18 protein-coding genes and 1 other annotated feature (1 of these 19 running past the window's edge) are annotated in these 16,719 nt (G+C 40.4%); all 18 genes read left to right on the forward strand.

The genetic code is table 11. The features are described from left to right. Positions 1–11 precede the first annotated feature (11 nt). A complete protein-coding gene (locus COD92_RS04245; RefSeq protein WP_098529831.1) occupies positions 12–1,061 on the forward strand; it encodes a type IV pilus twitching motility protein PilT in 1,050 nt (349 codons plus the stop codon). Further along, positions 1,054–2,259 (forward strand): type II secretion system F family protein, encoded by a 1,206-nt coding sequence (locus COD92_RS04250; RefSeq protein WP_098529832.1) that lies wholly within the window; start codon positions 1,054–1,056, stop codon positions 2,257–2,259. The genes COD92_RS04245 and COD92_RS04250 overlap by 8 nt, the downstream gene beginning before the upstream one ends. 142 nt (positions 2,260–2,401) lie before the next feature. Beyond that, positions 2,402–2,875 (forward strand): type II secretion system protein, encoded by a 474-nt coding sequence (locus tag COD92_RS33165; protein WP_098529833.1) that lies wholly within the window; start codon positions 2,402–2,404, stop codon positions 2,873–2,875. 1 nt (position 2,876) lies between these two features. Further along, entirely contained in the window at positions 2,877–3,641 is a 765-nt protein-coding gene (locus tag COD92_RS04260) for a prepilin peptidase (protein ID WP_098995905.1), read from the forward strand. 12 nt (positions 3,642–3,653) lie between these two features. Continuing rightward, positions 3,654–4,652: a type IV pilus biogenesis protein PilM gene (pilM, locus tag COD92_RS04265; RefSeq protein WP_098995906.1), complete on the forward strand. Its 999-nt coding sequence runs from the start codon at positions 3,654–3,656 to the stop codon at positions 4,650–4,652. Next, positions 4,652–5,506: a PilN domain-containing protein gene (locus COD92_RS04270; protein WP_098529835.1), complete on the forward strand. Its 855-nt coding sequence runs from the start codon at positions 4,652–4,654 to the stop codon at positions 5,504–5,506. Before pilM ends, COD92_RS04270 begins: the two co-directional genes overlap by 1 nt. Then, complete coding sequence (pilO, locus tag COD92_RS04275; protein WP_098529836.1) at positions 5,503–6,309, forward strand: type 4a pilus biogenesis protein PilO; 807 nt, start codon at positions 5,503–5,505, stop codon at positions 6,307–6,309. The genes COD92_RS04270 and pilO overlap by 4 nt, the downstream gene beginning before the upstream one ends. A 134-nt stretch (positions 6,310–6,443) precedes the next feature. Continuing rightward, the gene (locus tag COD92_RS04280; protein WP_098529837.1) at positions 6,444–7,526 is read left to right on the forward strand and encodes an SPOR domain-containing protein; all 1,083 of its coding nucleotides are present in this window, start codon (positions 6,444–6,446) and stop codon (positions 7,524–7,526) included. A 201-nt stretch (positions 7,527–7,727) separates the two neighbouring features. Further along, the gene (locus tag COD92_RS04285; RefSeq protein ID WP_098529838.1) at positions 7,728–8,300 is read left to right on the forward strand and encodes a Maf family protein; all 573 of its coding nucleotides are present in this window, start codon (positions 7,728–7,730) and stop codon (positions 8,298–8,300) included. Between the two features lie 33 nt (positions 8,301–8,333). Next, positions 8,334–9,023, forward strand: coding sequence for a RadC family protein (radC, locus tag COD92_RS04290; protein WP_098529839.1), 690 nt, complete (start codon positions 8,334–8,336; stop codon positions 9,021–9,023). A gap of 162 nt (positions 9,024–9,185) precedes the next feature. Next, positions 9,186–10,208, forward strand: a complete 1,023-nt coding sequence (locus tag COD92_RS04295; protein WP_098529840.1) for a rod shape-determining protein — start codon at positions 9,186–9,188, stop codon at positions 10,206–10,208. A 61-nt stretch (positions 10,209–10,269) separates the two neighbouring features. Next, complete coding sequence (mreC, locus tag COD92_RS04300) at positions 10,270–11,139, forward strand: rod shape-determining protein MreC (protein WP_098529841.1); 870 nt, start codon at positions 10,270–10,272, stop codon at positions 11,137–11,139. Between the two features lie 2 nt (positions 11,140–11,141). After that, the gene (gene mreD / locus COD92_RS04305) at positions 11,142–11,660 is read left to right on the forward strand and encodes a rod shape-determining protein MreD (RefSeq protein WP_098529842.1); all 519 of its coding nucleotides are present in this window, start codon (positions 11,142–11,144) and stop codon (positions 11,658–11,660) included. 144 nt (positions 11,661–11,804) lie between these two features. Next, a complete protein-coding gene (gene minC, locus COD92_RS04310; RefSeq protein ID WP_098529843.1) occupies positions 11,805–12,485 on the forward strand; it encodes a septum site-determining protein MinC in 681 nt (226 codons plus the stop codon). Position 12,486: 1 nt separating this feature from the next. Next, positions 12,487–13,290, forward strand: coding sequence for a septum site-determining protein MinD (gene minD / locus COD92_RS04315; protein WP_098529844.1), 804 nt, complete (start codon positions 12,487–12,489; stop codon positions 13,288–13,290). Between the two features lie 110 nt (positions 13,291–13,400). Then, positions 13,401–14,207, forward strand: coding sequence for a M23 family metallopeptidase (locus COD92_RS33570; RefSeq protein ID WP_098529845.1), 807 nt, complete (start codon positions 13,401–13,403; stop codon positions 14,205–14,207). Further along, positions 14,200–15,066: a M50 family metallopeptidase gene (locus tag COD92_RS04325; RefSeq protein ID WP_098529846.1), complete on the forward strand. Its 867-nt coding sequence runs from the start codon at positions 14,200–14,202 to the stop codon at positions 15,064–15,066. The genes COD92_RS33570 and COD92_RS04325 overlap by 8 nt, the downstream gene beginning before the upstream one ends. A 91-nt stretch (positions 15,067–15,157) precedes the next feature. Beyond that, a complete protein-coding gene (locus COD92_RS04330) occupies positions 15,158–16,615 on the forward strand; it encodes an Rne/Rng family ribonuclease (RefSeq protein WP_098529847.1) in 1,458 nt (485 codons plus the stop codon). A 76-nt stretch (positions 16,616–16,691) separates the two neighbouring features. Then, positions 16,692–16,719: a sequence feature (ribosomal protein L21 leader region), on the forward strand (it continues 55 nt past the right edge of the window).

Raw genomic sequence — 16,719 nt, forward strand, 5'->3', positions numbered from 1 at the left:
GAGTATGAGACATGACTGAGAGAATCGATAATATTCTTAGGGCCGCAATAGAATTTAAAGCATCTGATATTCATCTAACAGTTGGGGTTCCACCGATTTTTCGTATCAATGGAGATATTAAACGGTATGGAAAAGAGATGCTTCTGCCAGCAGACACCGAGGCAATAGCCAAACAAATTATTCCTGACAACCTTTGGGGTCAATTTAAAGATAAAGGGGAACTTGATTTTTCTTATGGAATTCCAGGAGTTTCCCGCTTCCGTGTGAATGCCTATCATCAACGCAAAAGTGTCTCACTGGCACTAAGGGTTGTTGCATCCAAAACGCCAACCCTCGAAGATTTAGATCTGCCGGAAATCATTCCTAAGCTTGTCGAAAAGCCACAAGGACTTATTCTAGTTACTGGACCTACAGGAAGCGGTAAGTCGACAACGCTAGCATCCATGATTGATTATATGAATCGGACAATGAGGAAACATATTATAACCCTAGAAGACCCAATAGAATACCTTCATAAACATGGGAATTCCATTATTGATCAGCGTGAAGTTGGTTTTGATACCCAAAATTATGCGAGTGGTTTAAAAGCTGCTCTCCGTCAGGATCCAGACGTTATCCTTGTGGGGGAAATGCGTGACTTAGAAACAATTGGTATTGCGATCACAGCAGCGGAAACGGGGCACCTTGTTTTTGGTACCCTTCATACCTCCAGCGCACCGGCAACCATTAACCGTATTATTGATGTCTTCCCGCCGGCACAGCAGCCGCAAATCCGTGTTCAGCTAGCGTCCGTCTTGGTAGGGGTTATTTCTCAACGGCTTTTTCCTACAGTTGATAATAAAGGCCGTAGGGCAGCCACCGAGATATTAGTGAATAACCCTGCGATTGCGAACTTGATTCGAAATGAAAAGATTCATCAAATTCAAAGTACAATGCAAACTTCGCGTGCACAAGGAATGCATACCTTAGAAATGAGTATTAGAGACTTGCTTGACCGTAATATCATTCAGAAAGAAGCTGCAACCAAATATCTACAAGAAAAGATGATGATGGATGCCTAGATTTAAATATTCCGGACGAGACAAACGCGGGAAAAAGCAGGGTGTTATTACGGCAGCCTCCCGACGCGAGGCCATGGTGAAGCTAAAAGATAATGGCGTTAGGGTAATTGAAATCACCGAAGTTCCAGAGACATTAATGACAATGGAACTAACTCTTGGAAATCCCGTTAAGATGCAGGATTTTGTTATTTACCTACGGCAATTTGCCACATTGTTGAAGGCCGGGGTTACCATTGTAGAGGCGACAGCGGTTCTTGCTGCTCAAACAGAGAGTAAAGGGTTAAAACGCGCATTACTAGATGTTGAACAGGAATTACGTGAAGGAAATCCTTTTTCTAACGCTGTTTCAAAGCATCCGAAAATCTTTAATTCCATGTTTGTTAATATGGTCAAGGCTGGTGAGGTCAGTGGAAACATGGATGGGACACTTGAACGCTTGGCTGAGGATTTTGAAAAGCAGCACCATACGAGGGAAAAAGTTAAATCTGCACTAATGTATCCAGCCGTCATCGGTGTCATTGCTATTTTGGCTGTCATTTTCTTATTAGTTGGAGTAGTTCCAAAGTTTGTAACCATGTTTTCTGATATGGATCTAGAGCTACCTGCTATTACTAAATTCGTGCTATCGGTTAGTGAATTTATGCAATCCTTTTGGTGGTTTCTTGTCATCGTTTGTGTTGCAATATATCTATCTTTTGTGTTTATTAAAAAAAATAAAAAGGCAAAATACTATTTGGATTTTGTATTTTTAAAAATGCCGATTTTCGGGAAAATGTTGCAAAAGGCCCAGTTAGCACGAATGATGAGGACACTTAGCACTTTGTTTTCCAGCTCTGTGCCAATTTTGCAGGCCATGTCGATAGTTGAAAAGGTTGTTGAAAATGAGGTGATCTCAAAAGTTATCCGTGATTCCCGTAACTCGCTTGAGAAGGGGAGATCGATGACTGAGCCAATGATTGCTCATTGGGCCTTTCCTCCCTTAGTAACGCAAATGATTACGATCGGTGAGGGGACTGGGGCTTTAGATGCGATGTTATCGAAAATTGCTGAGTTCTATGAAAAAGAGGTTGATGCTGGGACAGACCGACTAAAGTCCTTGATAGAACCGATAATGATAGTCTTTTTGGCAGGGGTTGTTGGGGTGATTGTCATGTCGATTATGATGCCAATGTTCTCGATGTATGACCAAATGAGTTAATAATCACAAATTTTCGACATTTTGCTACAAATATCCATAATTTGAGACACAAAATGATGAAAATATCTTTTCCAATGATGTCATTTATTGTATACTCATAGAGAAATATTACTAGGTTCATAGAACCAGAAGGAGCAGGAAAATGGTACAAGCTTTAAAAGCAAAAATGAAAGATCAAAAAGGTTTTACACTAATTGAATTGTTGGCTGTAATTGTTATTTTGGGTATTATTGCGGCAATCGCAATCCCAGCAATTGGAAATGTAATTGCAAAGAGTAAAGATGATGCAAAAGTTGCAGAGGCAACTCAAATTCTTGAAGCTGCAAAATTAGCTTATACTGATCTCGATCTTAATGGTACAGCTCCTACAGGGGTTACATTTAATAAAACAGGAACACCTGCAACTTTAACCTCTGTTACTTGGACACAAACTTCTTCTGGAGGTCCACTAGATAAGTATCTATCAAAGGTTAAAGATAAAGATTTTACTGTTACTTACGATATTAATACTAACGTCTACTCTATTACAGGCCATGAGGCAGCAGATACTACAACTATTGAAACTATAGCAGGAACATTAACGGAAGAAAACCTAGCAACATTATCTAGAAAGTAATATGATATTTATTAATAGTTATATCTTCATAATTGGTTTAATTTTAGGTTCTTTTTTTAATGTTGTAGGTCTAAGATTACCATTAAAACAATCAATTATTTCACCCAGATCTGCATGTCCAACTTGCGGACATCAGTTAACACCATTTGAACTAATTCCGGTTTTATCATATATGCTTCAAAAAGGGAAATGCCGCGGCTGTCAGTCGCGGATTTCTCCTATCTATCCGACTTTTGAACTATTAACCGGCCTCCTCTTTACACTAGCACCATACGTTGTTGGATGGTCTGGAGAATTAATAGTCGCCTTGACGTTTATCTCAATGTTTATAATAATCACCGTGTCTGATATTCATTATATGATCATCCCTGATAAAATTTTAATTTGGTTTGCAGGGATTTTTTTATTGGAACGATTCATGTGGCCATTAACCCCCTGGTGGGACAGCCTCATAGGTGTTGTTACAGGATTTCTGCTACTCCTCATCATAGCTGTGGTCAGTAAAGGCGGTATGGGTTTTGGTGATGTTAAACTATATGCCTTAATCGGTTTTGTAATTGGTTTTAAATTAGTGTTATTATCATTCTTCTTTGCAACATTATTCGGCGCAGTTATTGGCGGCTTAGCGCTCCTATTTAGAATCGTAAAAAAGCGTCAGCCTATCCCATTTGGCCCATTTATAGCAGCCGGAACACTAACAGCCTATTTCTGGGGTTGGGATCTTATTGACTTTTACTTTAATCATTTACTAAGGATATTTTACTAAGGGGCTCAACTTATGGTATTTTCCCTCTTTTTACCTAAAAACAGAATAATCAATCTGTTAATAAATGACCTTGCAGTTCGCTTTTTGGAATTGAAACAAGAGAATCCGCCGACACTACATAGATGGTTTGAGCGCTTCTTGCCGCCTGGGATCATTACGGACGGAAAGATTTTTGATATGGATTCTCTATCGAACATTCTCGAGGAATGTATTGACGAATGGAAAATCAAGAGACGTTCTATTCGTTTTATTGTTCCAGATCCGCTTGTCATTATCCGAAAGGTCACGATCCCAGCCGATGTTCAAGATGATGAAATAAAGGGGTATCTATATTTAGAGCTCGGTTCTAGTATCCATTTACCATTTGAAGAACCTGTATTCGATTATTACTCACTTCTGGAAAATGGGAAAACGAAGGATTTATTATTATTTGCTGCACCAGAGCATAATGTGATGGAATACGTCGATTTGCTTAGCCGTTTAAAAATGAATCCTGTCGCGGCCGACATTTCCCCGTTATCCTTGTACCGTTTGTATCATAAACTAGAACGGGCCGAAGCAGATGAAGTTTTATTCACTGTTCAGTTTGATTTAACTAGTGTGAACTTATGTATTTTTGATGAATCAGTCCCGTTGGTGATGCGGCAGTTCTCCTTGCCGTTTGATATGGATCAGTGGGAAATCTCTCGAGATACATTAGGATTAATGGTTTGTAAGTTTAAAGGAGAACCTGAAGAACTGGTTATCCAATTTGAAGATATCTTTAAAGAGATGAATAAGTTATTAGATTTTTACCGTTATTCACACAATAATAATGATAAGCCGGATATTTCAAAGTTTCTCTTAAATGGCGACCATCCGATGTTAATGGCCATATATGATGAAATGAAAGAAAGATACGATATTCCAGTAGATTTCATTACGATTGACAATGAAGCGATAAGTAAACATCCGAGCATCCCGACCAATTTTTTATTACCATTAGGTCTTGCTTTAAAAGAGGTGCAATAATGCTAGTAGAAATTAACCTGCTTCCTCAAAAAGAACCTAAGAAATTTAACATCGTTTATCTATTTACTATTGCTGCTGTCTTAATCTTGATCGGCGGCGTTTATTTTTGGGAGATTAAATCTGTTAAGAGCGATGTCGAATCAGTAGATCAGCAAATGACAATGACTAAAAAAATTACGGAAAAAGAACAACAAAGTGCGCAAACGAATGAAGCCTCTACATCCGTTGATTTATTAAAATCGGCTGTAGATTGGGCAGATGCCTATCCGATTCAAACCATCCCGGTAATGAGACATCTTAATTCACTCCTGCCGGAACGTGGATTCATCCAGTCCTTTGCGTTTTCAGAGACTGGAACGGTAACCATTAGTGTGCAATTTGACACCACTCGTGAAGCAGCCTACTTTTTAGAATACCTAAAAGAATCGGACTTGATTGAAGATGCAAGTCTTAATTCATTAAACGCAAATGATTCTGAGGAAACTACCGATAGTGCAGCCCAGTCAACCAGCCAGAATGCTGCAACTGGTACAACTGGACAAACCACTGCTAGTACGACTAACACGGCTTCAACTGCACAGAGTACTACTACTGCAAACACAAATAGTCAAAGTACGACTACGAGTGGACAGACTAATCAGACTAATACAGCGGGCACGACAACTAACCTAAGCAACTCAAACTCGACAAATACAGGTGTTGCTGCAAATGGAACGTCTAAAAGCACAACGAAGCCTGATAATAATATTCTTCCTCGATACGTTGGACAATTTGAAATTACGTTTAATAAAGAGGCAATAAAAGAATTAACGGATAAAAGCAAGGAGGATGAGGAAGGGGTGACTGCTCCTTGAAATTCCGTCTCTCTAAAATAGACAAAATCATCGTAGGCTCAGGTGCTTTTTTAATTGTCATCATGATTGTTTATTTTCAGTTCTTCTCGCTCAGTCCATTAAAGTCTGATTTAAGCATCAAACAACAGGGACTTAAGACTGAACAAAAGTTATTAGATGTAGTTACTAAGAAAAAAACAGAAACGGCTGATTCTGAACCGGAAGATACAGTTGAACTTCAGAAAAAGGTACCTGTTCAGCCACTTCAAGAACAGTTCATCCTCGATTTAGAAAAAGCCGAAACGGTTTCTGATAGTGAGATCAAAACGATGAGCTTTTCTAAAGATGCAGATGTAACCGTGGCAACAGATCAAGCAAATTCACAAACTGCTGTAACAGGTCAAACCAGCACTGCAACGCAAACAACTCAGGATACGTCCAGTCCAGCTGCAACAAACCAAACTGGAACTACGCAAGCTGGAACCCAGCAGCAATCTACAACGGCGACAAACGGTTTAAAAAAGCTAACTGTACAGTTACAGGTAGAATCACCAACCTATAAGGATCTGGAAAAATTCATTGAAACATTAGAGTCGCTTACAAGAATTGTTGCGGTGGAAGCGATCAATTATACAGGCGGACAAGAGGTTACAAGTCTCGAAACAGAAACGCAGTCTCTAACATATTCACTTACTGTGTCAGCTTTTTATATGCCAAGTCTTACTGATTTACAAGCAGATCTTCCAAAAATGGATGCTCCAGCACCAGCTGGCAAGGACAACCCGTTAAGCAAGTTCCCTGAAACAGCAGCCACACAACCTTAGTTTTCATCTTGCCGAACCAACAAACAATTTGACGAAAGACTACCATAACAAGACGACAAAAGTCTTGTTATTTTTTTTTGTCTGTATGTTAGGATGAACCCAATGACCCTTCGGAAGAGAGAGGAGTACAAGCAGTGGACAAGCCTAACAAAGGCAATACAATCAAGATTAAATTAAATGGAGAAACCAAAACCTTTGAGGAAGAACCAAAGAAAATCGACCGCGAGCCACACATCGAACCTATTCCAAGAGTGATAGAAATAGATTCGAATAAACTAGAAAATGATGGATTCTTAGAAACAGCCGCCACCCAGGAATCTGTCGATGAAAGCTTTGACTGGATCATTCCGGAATCCTCCGATCAAGATATAGAGGAATTTACGATTGCAGGCGATAAAAAAACAAAAAAGCCGAGCCTCCCCAAAATATCATCCTTTTCAACCAATCCAAAAAAGAAAAAGGATCGTAACATCGTCACGATTGTCACTTCCGCTGCCTTTGCTATCCTAATAGGTACAACAATTGGATTTGTTATGTTGAAACTAGTGATCACAGGACCATCGGATAAGACGGGAACGCAAACAATACCAACAGTGGTCGAAGAAAACGGAAATACGACAGCTGACAATACTGAGGAAAAATCATCGGACGCTATTACCTTAGACCAAATGACAACCTATGTAATCCAAGGCGGTGTATTCTCTTCAAAGGATGGTGCGAAGGAAACATCAACCGAGGTAACTTCAAAAGGTGTTCCATCCCAGCTGGTTGAAATCAGTGGTAAGCAATATTTATTCCTTGGGGTAGCGGATTCCATTGAAACAGCCAAATCACTTGGCAATCAATATAAAGCAGATGGTGTCGGAGATGTTTTTGCGAAGCCACTGTTACTTGATGAGAAACAAGTATCCGGTCTAAATGATAAAGAGAAAAGCTTCCTAAAGAATGTACCTTCTATCTATGAAACGTTATCACTAGCAACCTCAACGGCTCTATTGAATAATGAACTTTCTAAGGAATCGACTAAGGCTATTACAGGTCTTGGGGATCAATTAAAGACGAGCGGGCTAAAGAATGCAAAGGTAACGAAGTTAAAAACAGAATTAACGACCGCTGCTGATAAGCTAGATACTTATCAAAAATCCAAAAATAAAAAGAGCCTAAGTCAAGCTCAGCAGCATCTATTAAACTTTTTAAGTGCCTATTATTCATTGTAGTCGACAACAGTTGATATTTTCCGGGAAATAAGTCCTGCCATTTTGGTGGGGCTTATTTCTTGTGTGCCGAAATATTATTTTTTTGCATAATTTGACAATAATCTTCAAAATTTAATGATATTAAAATTGTTTGCTTCTATAATTTCTGATAGGATTAACATGTATCTCCCTATACAAAATGTCAAAAGGTAAGGTGATTGAATGCAAAACCTCATTTTAGCCTCTTCTTCTCCACGGCGAAAAGAACTTCTAGAAAATCTCCACTTATCATTCGCGATCTCAAGCAGTGATGTTGATGAAAGCTTTGATCCTGCACTCTCCCCAGAGGAAGTAGTTATGGAGTTAGCCGAGCGTAAAGCACAGGTCGTTTTTCGGAAGAATCAAGAAGCCTTTGTGATTGGCTCGGACACAGTTGTGGTTGTAGATAATCAAATTTTAGGAAAGCCAGCAGACGAAGCAGAAGCCATTAGTATGTTAAAAAGGTTATCAGGACGTCAGCACGAAGTTTTTACAGGTGTTGCCATTGTAACTCCAACGGGTTCAACAAAATTTTATGAAAGAACAGAAGTATGGTTTTGGGAGTTAACAGACGAAGACATTAACGCCTATGTGCAAAGTGGTGAACCGTTTGATAAAGCAGGTGCATACGGGATTCAGCAGCTTGGAAGCATGCTAGTCAAAAAAATAAATGGAGACTATTTTGCGGTTGTCGGCCTGCCTGTCGCAAGGACCATAAGGGAATTGAAAAAGGCGGGATACACTTTGCCATATTAGAAAAAGACTCCCACTAAAAGGGGAGGAAATTAAATGTCCACAAATACATTAATGATTCGTGATTTTCCGCAGGATGAAAGACCAAGAGAGCGTTTTATTAACCATGGACCGCAAAGCCTATCCAATCATGAATTGATTGCGATCCTTCTTCGCACCGGAACAAAAGATGAATCGGTCCTGCAATTATCCAATCGCCTTTTAACGCACTTTGATGGTCTGCGCATGTTAAAAGGAGCGACGTTAGAAGAAATGACGGAAATCAAAGGGATTGGTGCAGCTAAAGCGATTCAGATTCTTGCAGCGGTTGAGATCGGCAGAAGAATAGCCAATCTCAATTACACAGATCGCTATGTGATACGCTCACCGGAAGACGGGGCGAAGTATGTCATGAACGATATGCGCTTCTTGACGCAAGAACATTTCGTCTGTTTGTTTTTAAATACGAAAAATCAAGTCATCCATAAACAAACCGTCTTTATCGGCAGCTTAAATGCCTCGATCGTGCACCCGCGGGAGGTGTTCCGCGAAGCATTAAAGCGTTCGGCTGCCTCAATCATTGCACTGCATAATCATCCCTCCGGTGACCCCACGCCGAGCCGTGAAGACATCGAGGTCACGAAGCGTCTTGTCGAGTGCGGAAAGATCATTGGCATCGATTTGCTCGATCATCTGATTATCGGTGAAAACAAGTTTGTGAGTTTAAAGGAAAAAGGATATTTATAACACTAGGATATTATTTGACGTTAGGATATAATATTGGGTATGATTTTTAGGACTGTTTTTTAAAGTAACCATGTAAATAGTACGATAAAAGACATGATAATTAAGGTGATTACCTGCCTATAGAATTTGTGCATTTAGTAACAGAAAGGGAGATACAACAGTATGTTTGGAATTAGACCTAGAGATCTTGGAATTGACTTGGGAACCGCCAATACCCTCGTCTATGTAAAAGGAAAAGGCATTGTATTACGTGAGCCATCAGTAGTAGCCATGCAGACCGATACAAAAAGTATCGTAGCAGTTGGGAACGACGCAAAAAATATGATTGGACGGACACCGGGGAACGTTGTTGCCATGAGGCCGATGAAGGATGGCGTGATCGCGGATTTCGAAACGACCGCTGCGATGATGAAGTACCACATCCGTCAAGCACAGAAAAGTAATAATCTTTTTTCCGGTAAGCCATATGTCATGGTCTGCGTGCCATCAGGCATTACTGCCGTAGAAGAAAGAGCCGTTATTGATGCAACAAGACAAGCCGGGGCAAAGGATGCCTATACGATTGAAGAGCCATTTGCTGCGGCCATTGGTGCGAACCTGCCTGTTTGGGAGCCAACCGGAAGCATGGTGGTCGACATTGGCGGAGGGACGACGGAAGTCGCGATTATCTCTTTAGGAGGAATCGTAACGAGCCAATCCATTCGTGTTGCTGGTGATGAAATGGACGAGTCGATTATTTCATATATCCGCAAAAATTATAATTTGATGATTGGGGAACGCACCTCAGAACAAATTAAAATGGAAATCGGCTCTGCAGGAACTCCAGAAGGAATCGACAATATGGAGATTCGCGGTCGTGATCTCTTAACAGGTCTGCCAAAAACAATTGAAATTACAGCAAAAGAAATAGCGTCCGCTCTTAATGATACCGTTTATGCGATCGTAGAAGCGGTAAAAAGTACGTTAGAAAAAACGCCGCCTGAACTTGCTGCCGATATTATGGACCGTGGCATTGTTCTAACAGGCGGGGGTGCGCTTCTTCGCAATTTGGACAGTGTCATTAGTGAAGAAACAAAAATGCCTGTTTTGATTGCCGAAAATCCACTTGATTGCGTAGCCATCGGAACAGGGAAGGCTCTTGACCATATCCATCTGTTTAAAAACAGAGCAAAGGAAACTCGTTAAGCAAGAACTTTTTAAAGACTAATACTTTCTTATCTATATAGAAAAAATGAGGTGTATAATCATGCCACAGTTCTTTATGAATAAACGACTGATTATTTTGCTTGTCAGCATTATTGTTCTCGTGGCATTGATTGGGTTTTCTTTAAGGGAGAGAAGCAAACTATCCTGGCCGGAGCAATTTGTCAAAGATACAACCGGCTGGGTTCAATCCTTGGTTTCTAAGCCTACTAACTACGTTGCAGGCTTTTTTGAAAATCTCCAGGACCTTACCAATACATACGAAGAGAATAAAGAATTAAAATCACGAGTTGAAAATCTTGCCAGCCTTGAAGCACAGGTTCAGGAGCTGAAGAATGACAATAAAGAATTACGTGATGTTCTCGGTGAAAAGAAGACCCTGAGAGATTATGAACCACTTCCAGCTACTGTGATTGGAAGAAACCCTGATCGTTGGCATGAAATGATTATAATCGACAAAGGTAAATTAAGTGGTGTTAAAAAAAATATGGCAGTTGTAACAGCTAATGGCCTGATTGGAAAAGTAAAGAGTGTGACTCAATTTAGCTCGACCGTTCAGCTGTTGAGTTCAATGGATCCGAAGAACCGAATTTCGGCGATTGTTCAAGGGAAAACCAATGTATATGGACTTGTAGAAGGCTATGACAGCGAGAAAAAATTACTTCAGGTCAAGGCCATCCCTTCTGGTGCGGACATTCAAAAAGGCCAGACCGTGATCACCTCTGGATTAGGGGATGTATTTCCAAAAGGGTTAATGATCGGGAAAGTGGTCGAAGTAAAACAGGACCAATATGGATTAAACCTAACGGCCTTGGTAAAACCAGGGGCTGATTTTTATGATATTAAAACGGTCATCGTGACGAAAAGAGTTATGGCTCAAGCTGCTGATACAACAACAGGAACGGGGGAGTAATCGTGAAAAGATTCCTTCTCCCTCTTTTGTTTCTGCTTTTATTTATTTTGGAAAGCTTATATGTTCAATATGTCCCAGAGGATCTTTTCGGTCAAAGCAAAATAATCGCTCCTCACTTTCTGTTTGCCGCTTTATTATTTCTGACTATTTTTGTAAGCAAAAAACAAGGGATTATTTATGCAGCCGTCTTTGGGCTTTTGTATGATATTGTCTATATTGAAATTATTGGAATTTACCTTTTCCTTTTTCCGTTTGTTGCCTATCTTGCTTCCAAAATCTTGGATATCCTGCAAAATAATTTTATTGTTGCGATTCTCATAACGATCGTAGGGATTGCTTTATTAGAAGTGGGCGTATATGAAATGGACCATTTGATCCATGTGACGGACATCGATTTTAAGAGCTATATTAATTTGCGGTTTTACCCAACGCTTATCTTAAATGCGCTATTCGTGCTCATTACGGTATATCCATTAAAAAGGTTGTTTGAAAAACATATGAATGCAATGCGGGCTGATTAGTCTTAAACTAGATTTCTTTTTAAAAGAGGAGAATGGACCTCTCGTGTCGAATTTCTATTAAATGTCTGTATATTTTGATTTGGAATAGGACCATAGGACTCCTATTCCTAAATTGTTTTCTTATTATGAGGTGAAAAAATCTCCATGAAAAAGCGGCAAAATGTTACAATAAAGGGTACGAAGGAAGGCCTTGTCCTTCATCTTGACGATACATGTTCCTATGAGGAACTAAAAAAGGAACTGGATCAAAAGCTATCAGCAAACTCCCGGACACAGGACGAACGCAATTTAATTTCTGTAAAAGTAAACGTGGGCAACCGCTATTTATCCTTAGAGCAGCATGAAGAGTTAAAAGAGTTAATTCTCCAAAAAAGAAACTTGGTTGTTGATGATATTGTTTCGAATGTTATGACGCTCGAAGAAGCAAAACAGCAAAAGACTAAAAATGAGGTAATGACTGTTTCTAAAATTATTCGATCAGGGCAAGTGCTGGAAGCCCCTGGTGATTTATTATTGATCGGTGATGTTAACCCTGGTGGAACCCTCATTGCTGGTGGGAATATTTTTGTAATGGGATCATTAAAAGGTGTTGCACATGCTGGCTGCTTTGGCAATGAGGAAGCAGTGATTGCTGCGTCTAGTATGAAACCATCTCAGCTCCGGATAAGTGATCAAATTAATCGCGCACCCGATCATGCTGAAAACAATGAACCGCGGGAAATGGAATGTGCTTACATAAATGAGGACCGGAAAATCATTGTTGATAGATTACAAGTTTTAGTTCAATTAAGGCCTAATTTAAACAGATTCGAAGGGGGACATTAAGGTGGGAGAGGCAATCGTAATTACATCCGGTAAGGGCGGAGTGGGAAAAACCACGACTTCTGCTAATATTGGGACTTCTTTGGCCCTTCAAGGAAAAAAGGTATGCTTAGTAGATACAGACATCGGTCTTCGAAATTTGGATGTAGTAATGGGTTTAGAAAACAGGATTATTTATGACCTGGTGGATGTTGTAGAAAAAAGATGTAAAATCCATCAAGCCTTGGTCAAGGATAAACGTTTTGACGGCTTATTATATTTACTTCCGGCTGCTCAAACTGTTGATAAATCAGCAGTAACACCGGAACAAATGAAAGAATTAATGATCGAATTAAAGCAAGACTATGATTATATTATTATTGATTGCCCAGCCGGGATTGAACAGGGCTTTCAAAATGCAGTAGCTGGTGCCGATAAAGCGATTGTTGTGACAACGCCTGAGGTATCTGCCGTTCGTGATGCCGACCGGATAATCGGTCTTTTAGAAAAACAGAATAATATGGAAGCGCCTAAATTAGTGGTCAACCGGATTCGCAATCATATGATGAAGACTGGGGATATGCTTGATATTGATGAAATCACCCAGCATTTATCGATTGAGTTGGTTGGCATTGTTGCCGATGATGAAGAGGTTATTAAAGCCTCGAATCACGGCGAACCGATTGCATTAAATCCAAATAGCAAGGCATCGATTGCCTACCGGAATATTGCCAGAAGAATTCTTGGTGAATCGATTCCGCTTCAGCCCCTTGAGGATGCAAACAAAGGTGTTTTTACTAAACTTAAAAAGTTTTTTGGCGTAAGATAATTTTAGAGCCTGTCCGCGTTTAATTGCGGACAGGCTTTTTAATGTTTGTCATACTCGTCCTTCCTCGTACATAAACTTGTACAAAAAAGTAGGAAAAGGGTTGATGGGGTATGGCGCGGTCTACACCGGAAGAAATACGGCGGCGAATCGCCAAAAGAAAAAAAGAACAAGGTAACAATTCTAATTTAAATTCAAATTCTAAAAGTCCTGAACGCCAAATTACTTGGCCTGGTGATGATGAGCATTATGATTTTAAGTACACGAGTCCTTCCGTGGATGGAGGCGATGATGAGGGGCATCCACTCTTTAAAAAAGAAGTGTTCTTTTTCAAAATCTTGGCCTCAGCGCTTCTTTTCTTAGCCGTTGCCATTTTATTCCGTAATCATACAGTAAAACTGGAGCCGGCTAGGGACTTTATTACAGGTCAAATGGACAAGGACTTTAAGTTTGCCGTGGTATCTAATTGGTATGAGGAGAAGTTCGGCAAACCATTAGCACTGCTGCCTTTTACAGACGAAAAAACCTCTGATCAAAAAACGGTGGCAGAGAATCAGAATTTATCAGTACCAGCAATGGGAAAAATTCTTGAAAACTTTCAAAAAAATGGTCAGGGGATCATGATTGAAACGGGAAAAGGTGCCGCGGTTCAAGCGATTAATGACGGCTTGGTTACTTTTGCAGGTGTAAAAGAAGGGATTGGCAAAACCGTCATCATCCAGCACTCTGATAAATCTGAAACATGGTACGGGAATTTGGACGACGTTAAGGTGAAATTGTATGAGTACGTCGATAAGAGAACCGTAGTTGGAACAGTGTCTGCCTCTACTGGGGAAGATAAGACAAAAGGCCAATACTATTTTGCCATTAAAAAAGACGATAATTTTATCGATCCGATTCAGGTGATCCGCTTTGAATAGGACTATTACACTTCTAAGACTGGTTTCAATCCATCCGTTGTTGTGGATTGTGATTGCATTATCGATTGCTACAGCCCATTTCCTTGAAGTCTCGCTGCTGCTAGGGATTATTTTTATACATGAAATGGGGCATGCTGCTGCGGCTTCTTTTTTTTCCTGGAGGATCAAAAAAATCTCCCTGCTTCCGTTTGGCGGGGTAGCTGAAATGGATGAGCACGGTAACCGTCCGTTAAAGGAAGAGATGATTGTGGTGCTTGCCGGGCCGCTGCAGCATGTCTGGATGGTAGGGCTCGCTTACGTCTTATTTTCACTTCAGCTGATCCCAGAAGATTTATTTCACCTTTTTATCAATTATAATGTGATGATCTTGGTTTTTAACCTATTCCCAGTTTGGCCGCTTGATGGGGGGAAGCTGGTATTTTTACTGCTCTCATTAAAGGATTCTTTTCCAAGGGCCCATCAGCTGACATTACTGATTTCTCTTTGCTGTTTGAGCTTGTTTTCTATGATTATTATAGTAACAGCTCCTTTGCATTTGAATGTTTGGGTTGTGATCTTCTTCTTGTTTTTCTCGCTTTACCATGAATGGAAGCAGCGCCGCTATATCTTTATGAGGTTTTTACTTGAGCGTTATTACGGGAAAAAGGCCACCCTTGATAACCTGAAGCCCATCCAGGCGAATGAAGAGGATTTGTTAATCCATGTCCTCGAAAAATTTCAGCGTGGCTGCAAGCATCCGATTATTGTCGAGGCAGACGGCCGAGAAACCGGAACACTCGATGAGAACGAGCTCCTACATGCTTATTTTTCGGAAAAGCGGTTGACCGATAAAATCAGCGACCTTCTTTTTTCCTACTAATAGGGTATAATAAGAAAAGTGAGAGAAGCGCCCGGATGACGAGCGCTTCTTCTGTGATTTTAAGAAAGCTTGTAAAGTGAGGACGCCTCAAGTGGAAACATTAATTATCAACTACCATTCACGGGAAAAGCGATTTGCTTATCTAAGAGATAACCGTGTTGAAAATATTGTCATTGACCGACCTGAACATCGCTCGCTGGTTGGCAATATTTATTGGGGGACCGTTACAAAGGTACTGCCCGGTATGAACGCAGCTTTCATCGATATCGGCGAGGAGAAAAATGCTTATTTAAACCGAAATGCGCTCCCATCATATGTTCAATCAACAGAAAAACAAAAAAACGTCACCTCCTTCGTCCATCAAGGTGAAAAAATGCTCGTACAGGTCGAGAAGGATGCAACAGGCACCAAAGGCCCAAAAGTTAACGGAATCATTGAGATCGATGGAAATCACCTCGTTTATATGCCACAGGGACGATATGTGGCGGTATCTAAGAAAATTGCCAATGAATCGAAGAAAACGGCATTGCGGCAAATCGGAAGCAAATTAAAAACGGAAGAAGAAGGGATGATCTTCCGGACCTCGGCGATTTATAGTTCAGAAGAGGAGATCGCCGCTGAACTACATACTCTAAGAGAACAATATCAAGAACTATTACAAAAAGCCTCAGCCTTAAAAAAGCCCGGTTTACTTTTTCAAAAGGACACCTTTATTGAAATGATCAGCACCCAAGCGGCAAGGATGAAAACAGGCGAAATCATTGTTGATGATATCTCTCTAAAAAAATTACTAGAATCAGTAAACGATCACGTTACCCTCACTTATTACAACGGTAAGGAAAATATTTTTTCTAGCAGCAAAGTGGAGCATGAAATTGATAAAGCCCTAAAGAGGATTGTTTGGCTTGATCATGGGGCCTACCTTATCTTTGATGAGACCGAAGCGTTAACGATTATCGATGTTAACACAGGAAAATTTTCCGGTAAGGTGGACTACCAGGAAACGGTCCTCAAAACCAATCAACTCGCAGCAAAAGAAATCGTCAGACAGCTTCGTCTCCGTGATATTGGCGGAATTGTTTTGATCGATTTTATTGATATGATCCGGGAAGAGGACAAGCAAACCATTCTCGGTACAGTGGAATTGGCATTAAGTAAGGATGAGAAAAGAACGAAAATCATTGGGTTTACAGAACTTGGCATTCTCCAGTTGACAAGGAAAAAGACAAAGGTTGCCTTATCAGAAGCACTAAAGGTTAAATGTCCGGTCTGCGAGGGCACAGGCCGCATTCTTAGTCCAGAAACGGTTGCCTTCCGGCTTGAGAGAGAGCTGTTAGACCACCGGAACGCCGATTTTGAGGCAATCCTTATAGAGACAAATCCAGAGGTAAAAGAGGCACTCCTCGGGACAAATGAGGCCCACAGAGAGGTTTTAGAAGAACTTCTCCATCTTAAACTATATTTTACGCTACAGCCTTCTTTACCTTATTTTTATCAACTAAAGCAGTTTGGAGCTGTGGAGGAACTCTCTCAAAAAGAACTTCACTGACCTATGAAGTACCCAAAATGGTATTGACATATTCAATTAAACTGTGTTAGTATCTTAATGTTATGTTTGTAGCGCACCCGTGCTACAACCGCACAGTGCAGGTA

The sequence above is a fragment of the Bacillus sp. AFS037270 genome (assembly GCF_002585305.1).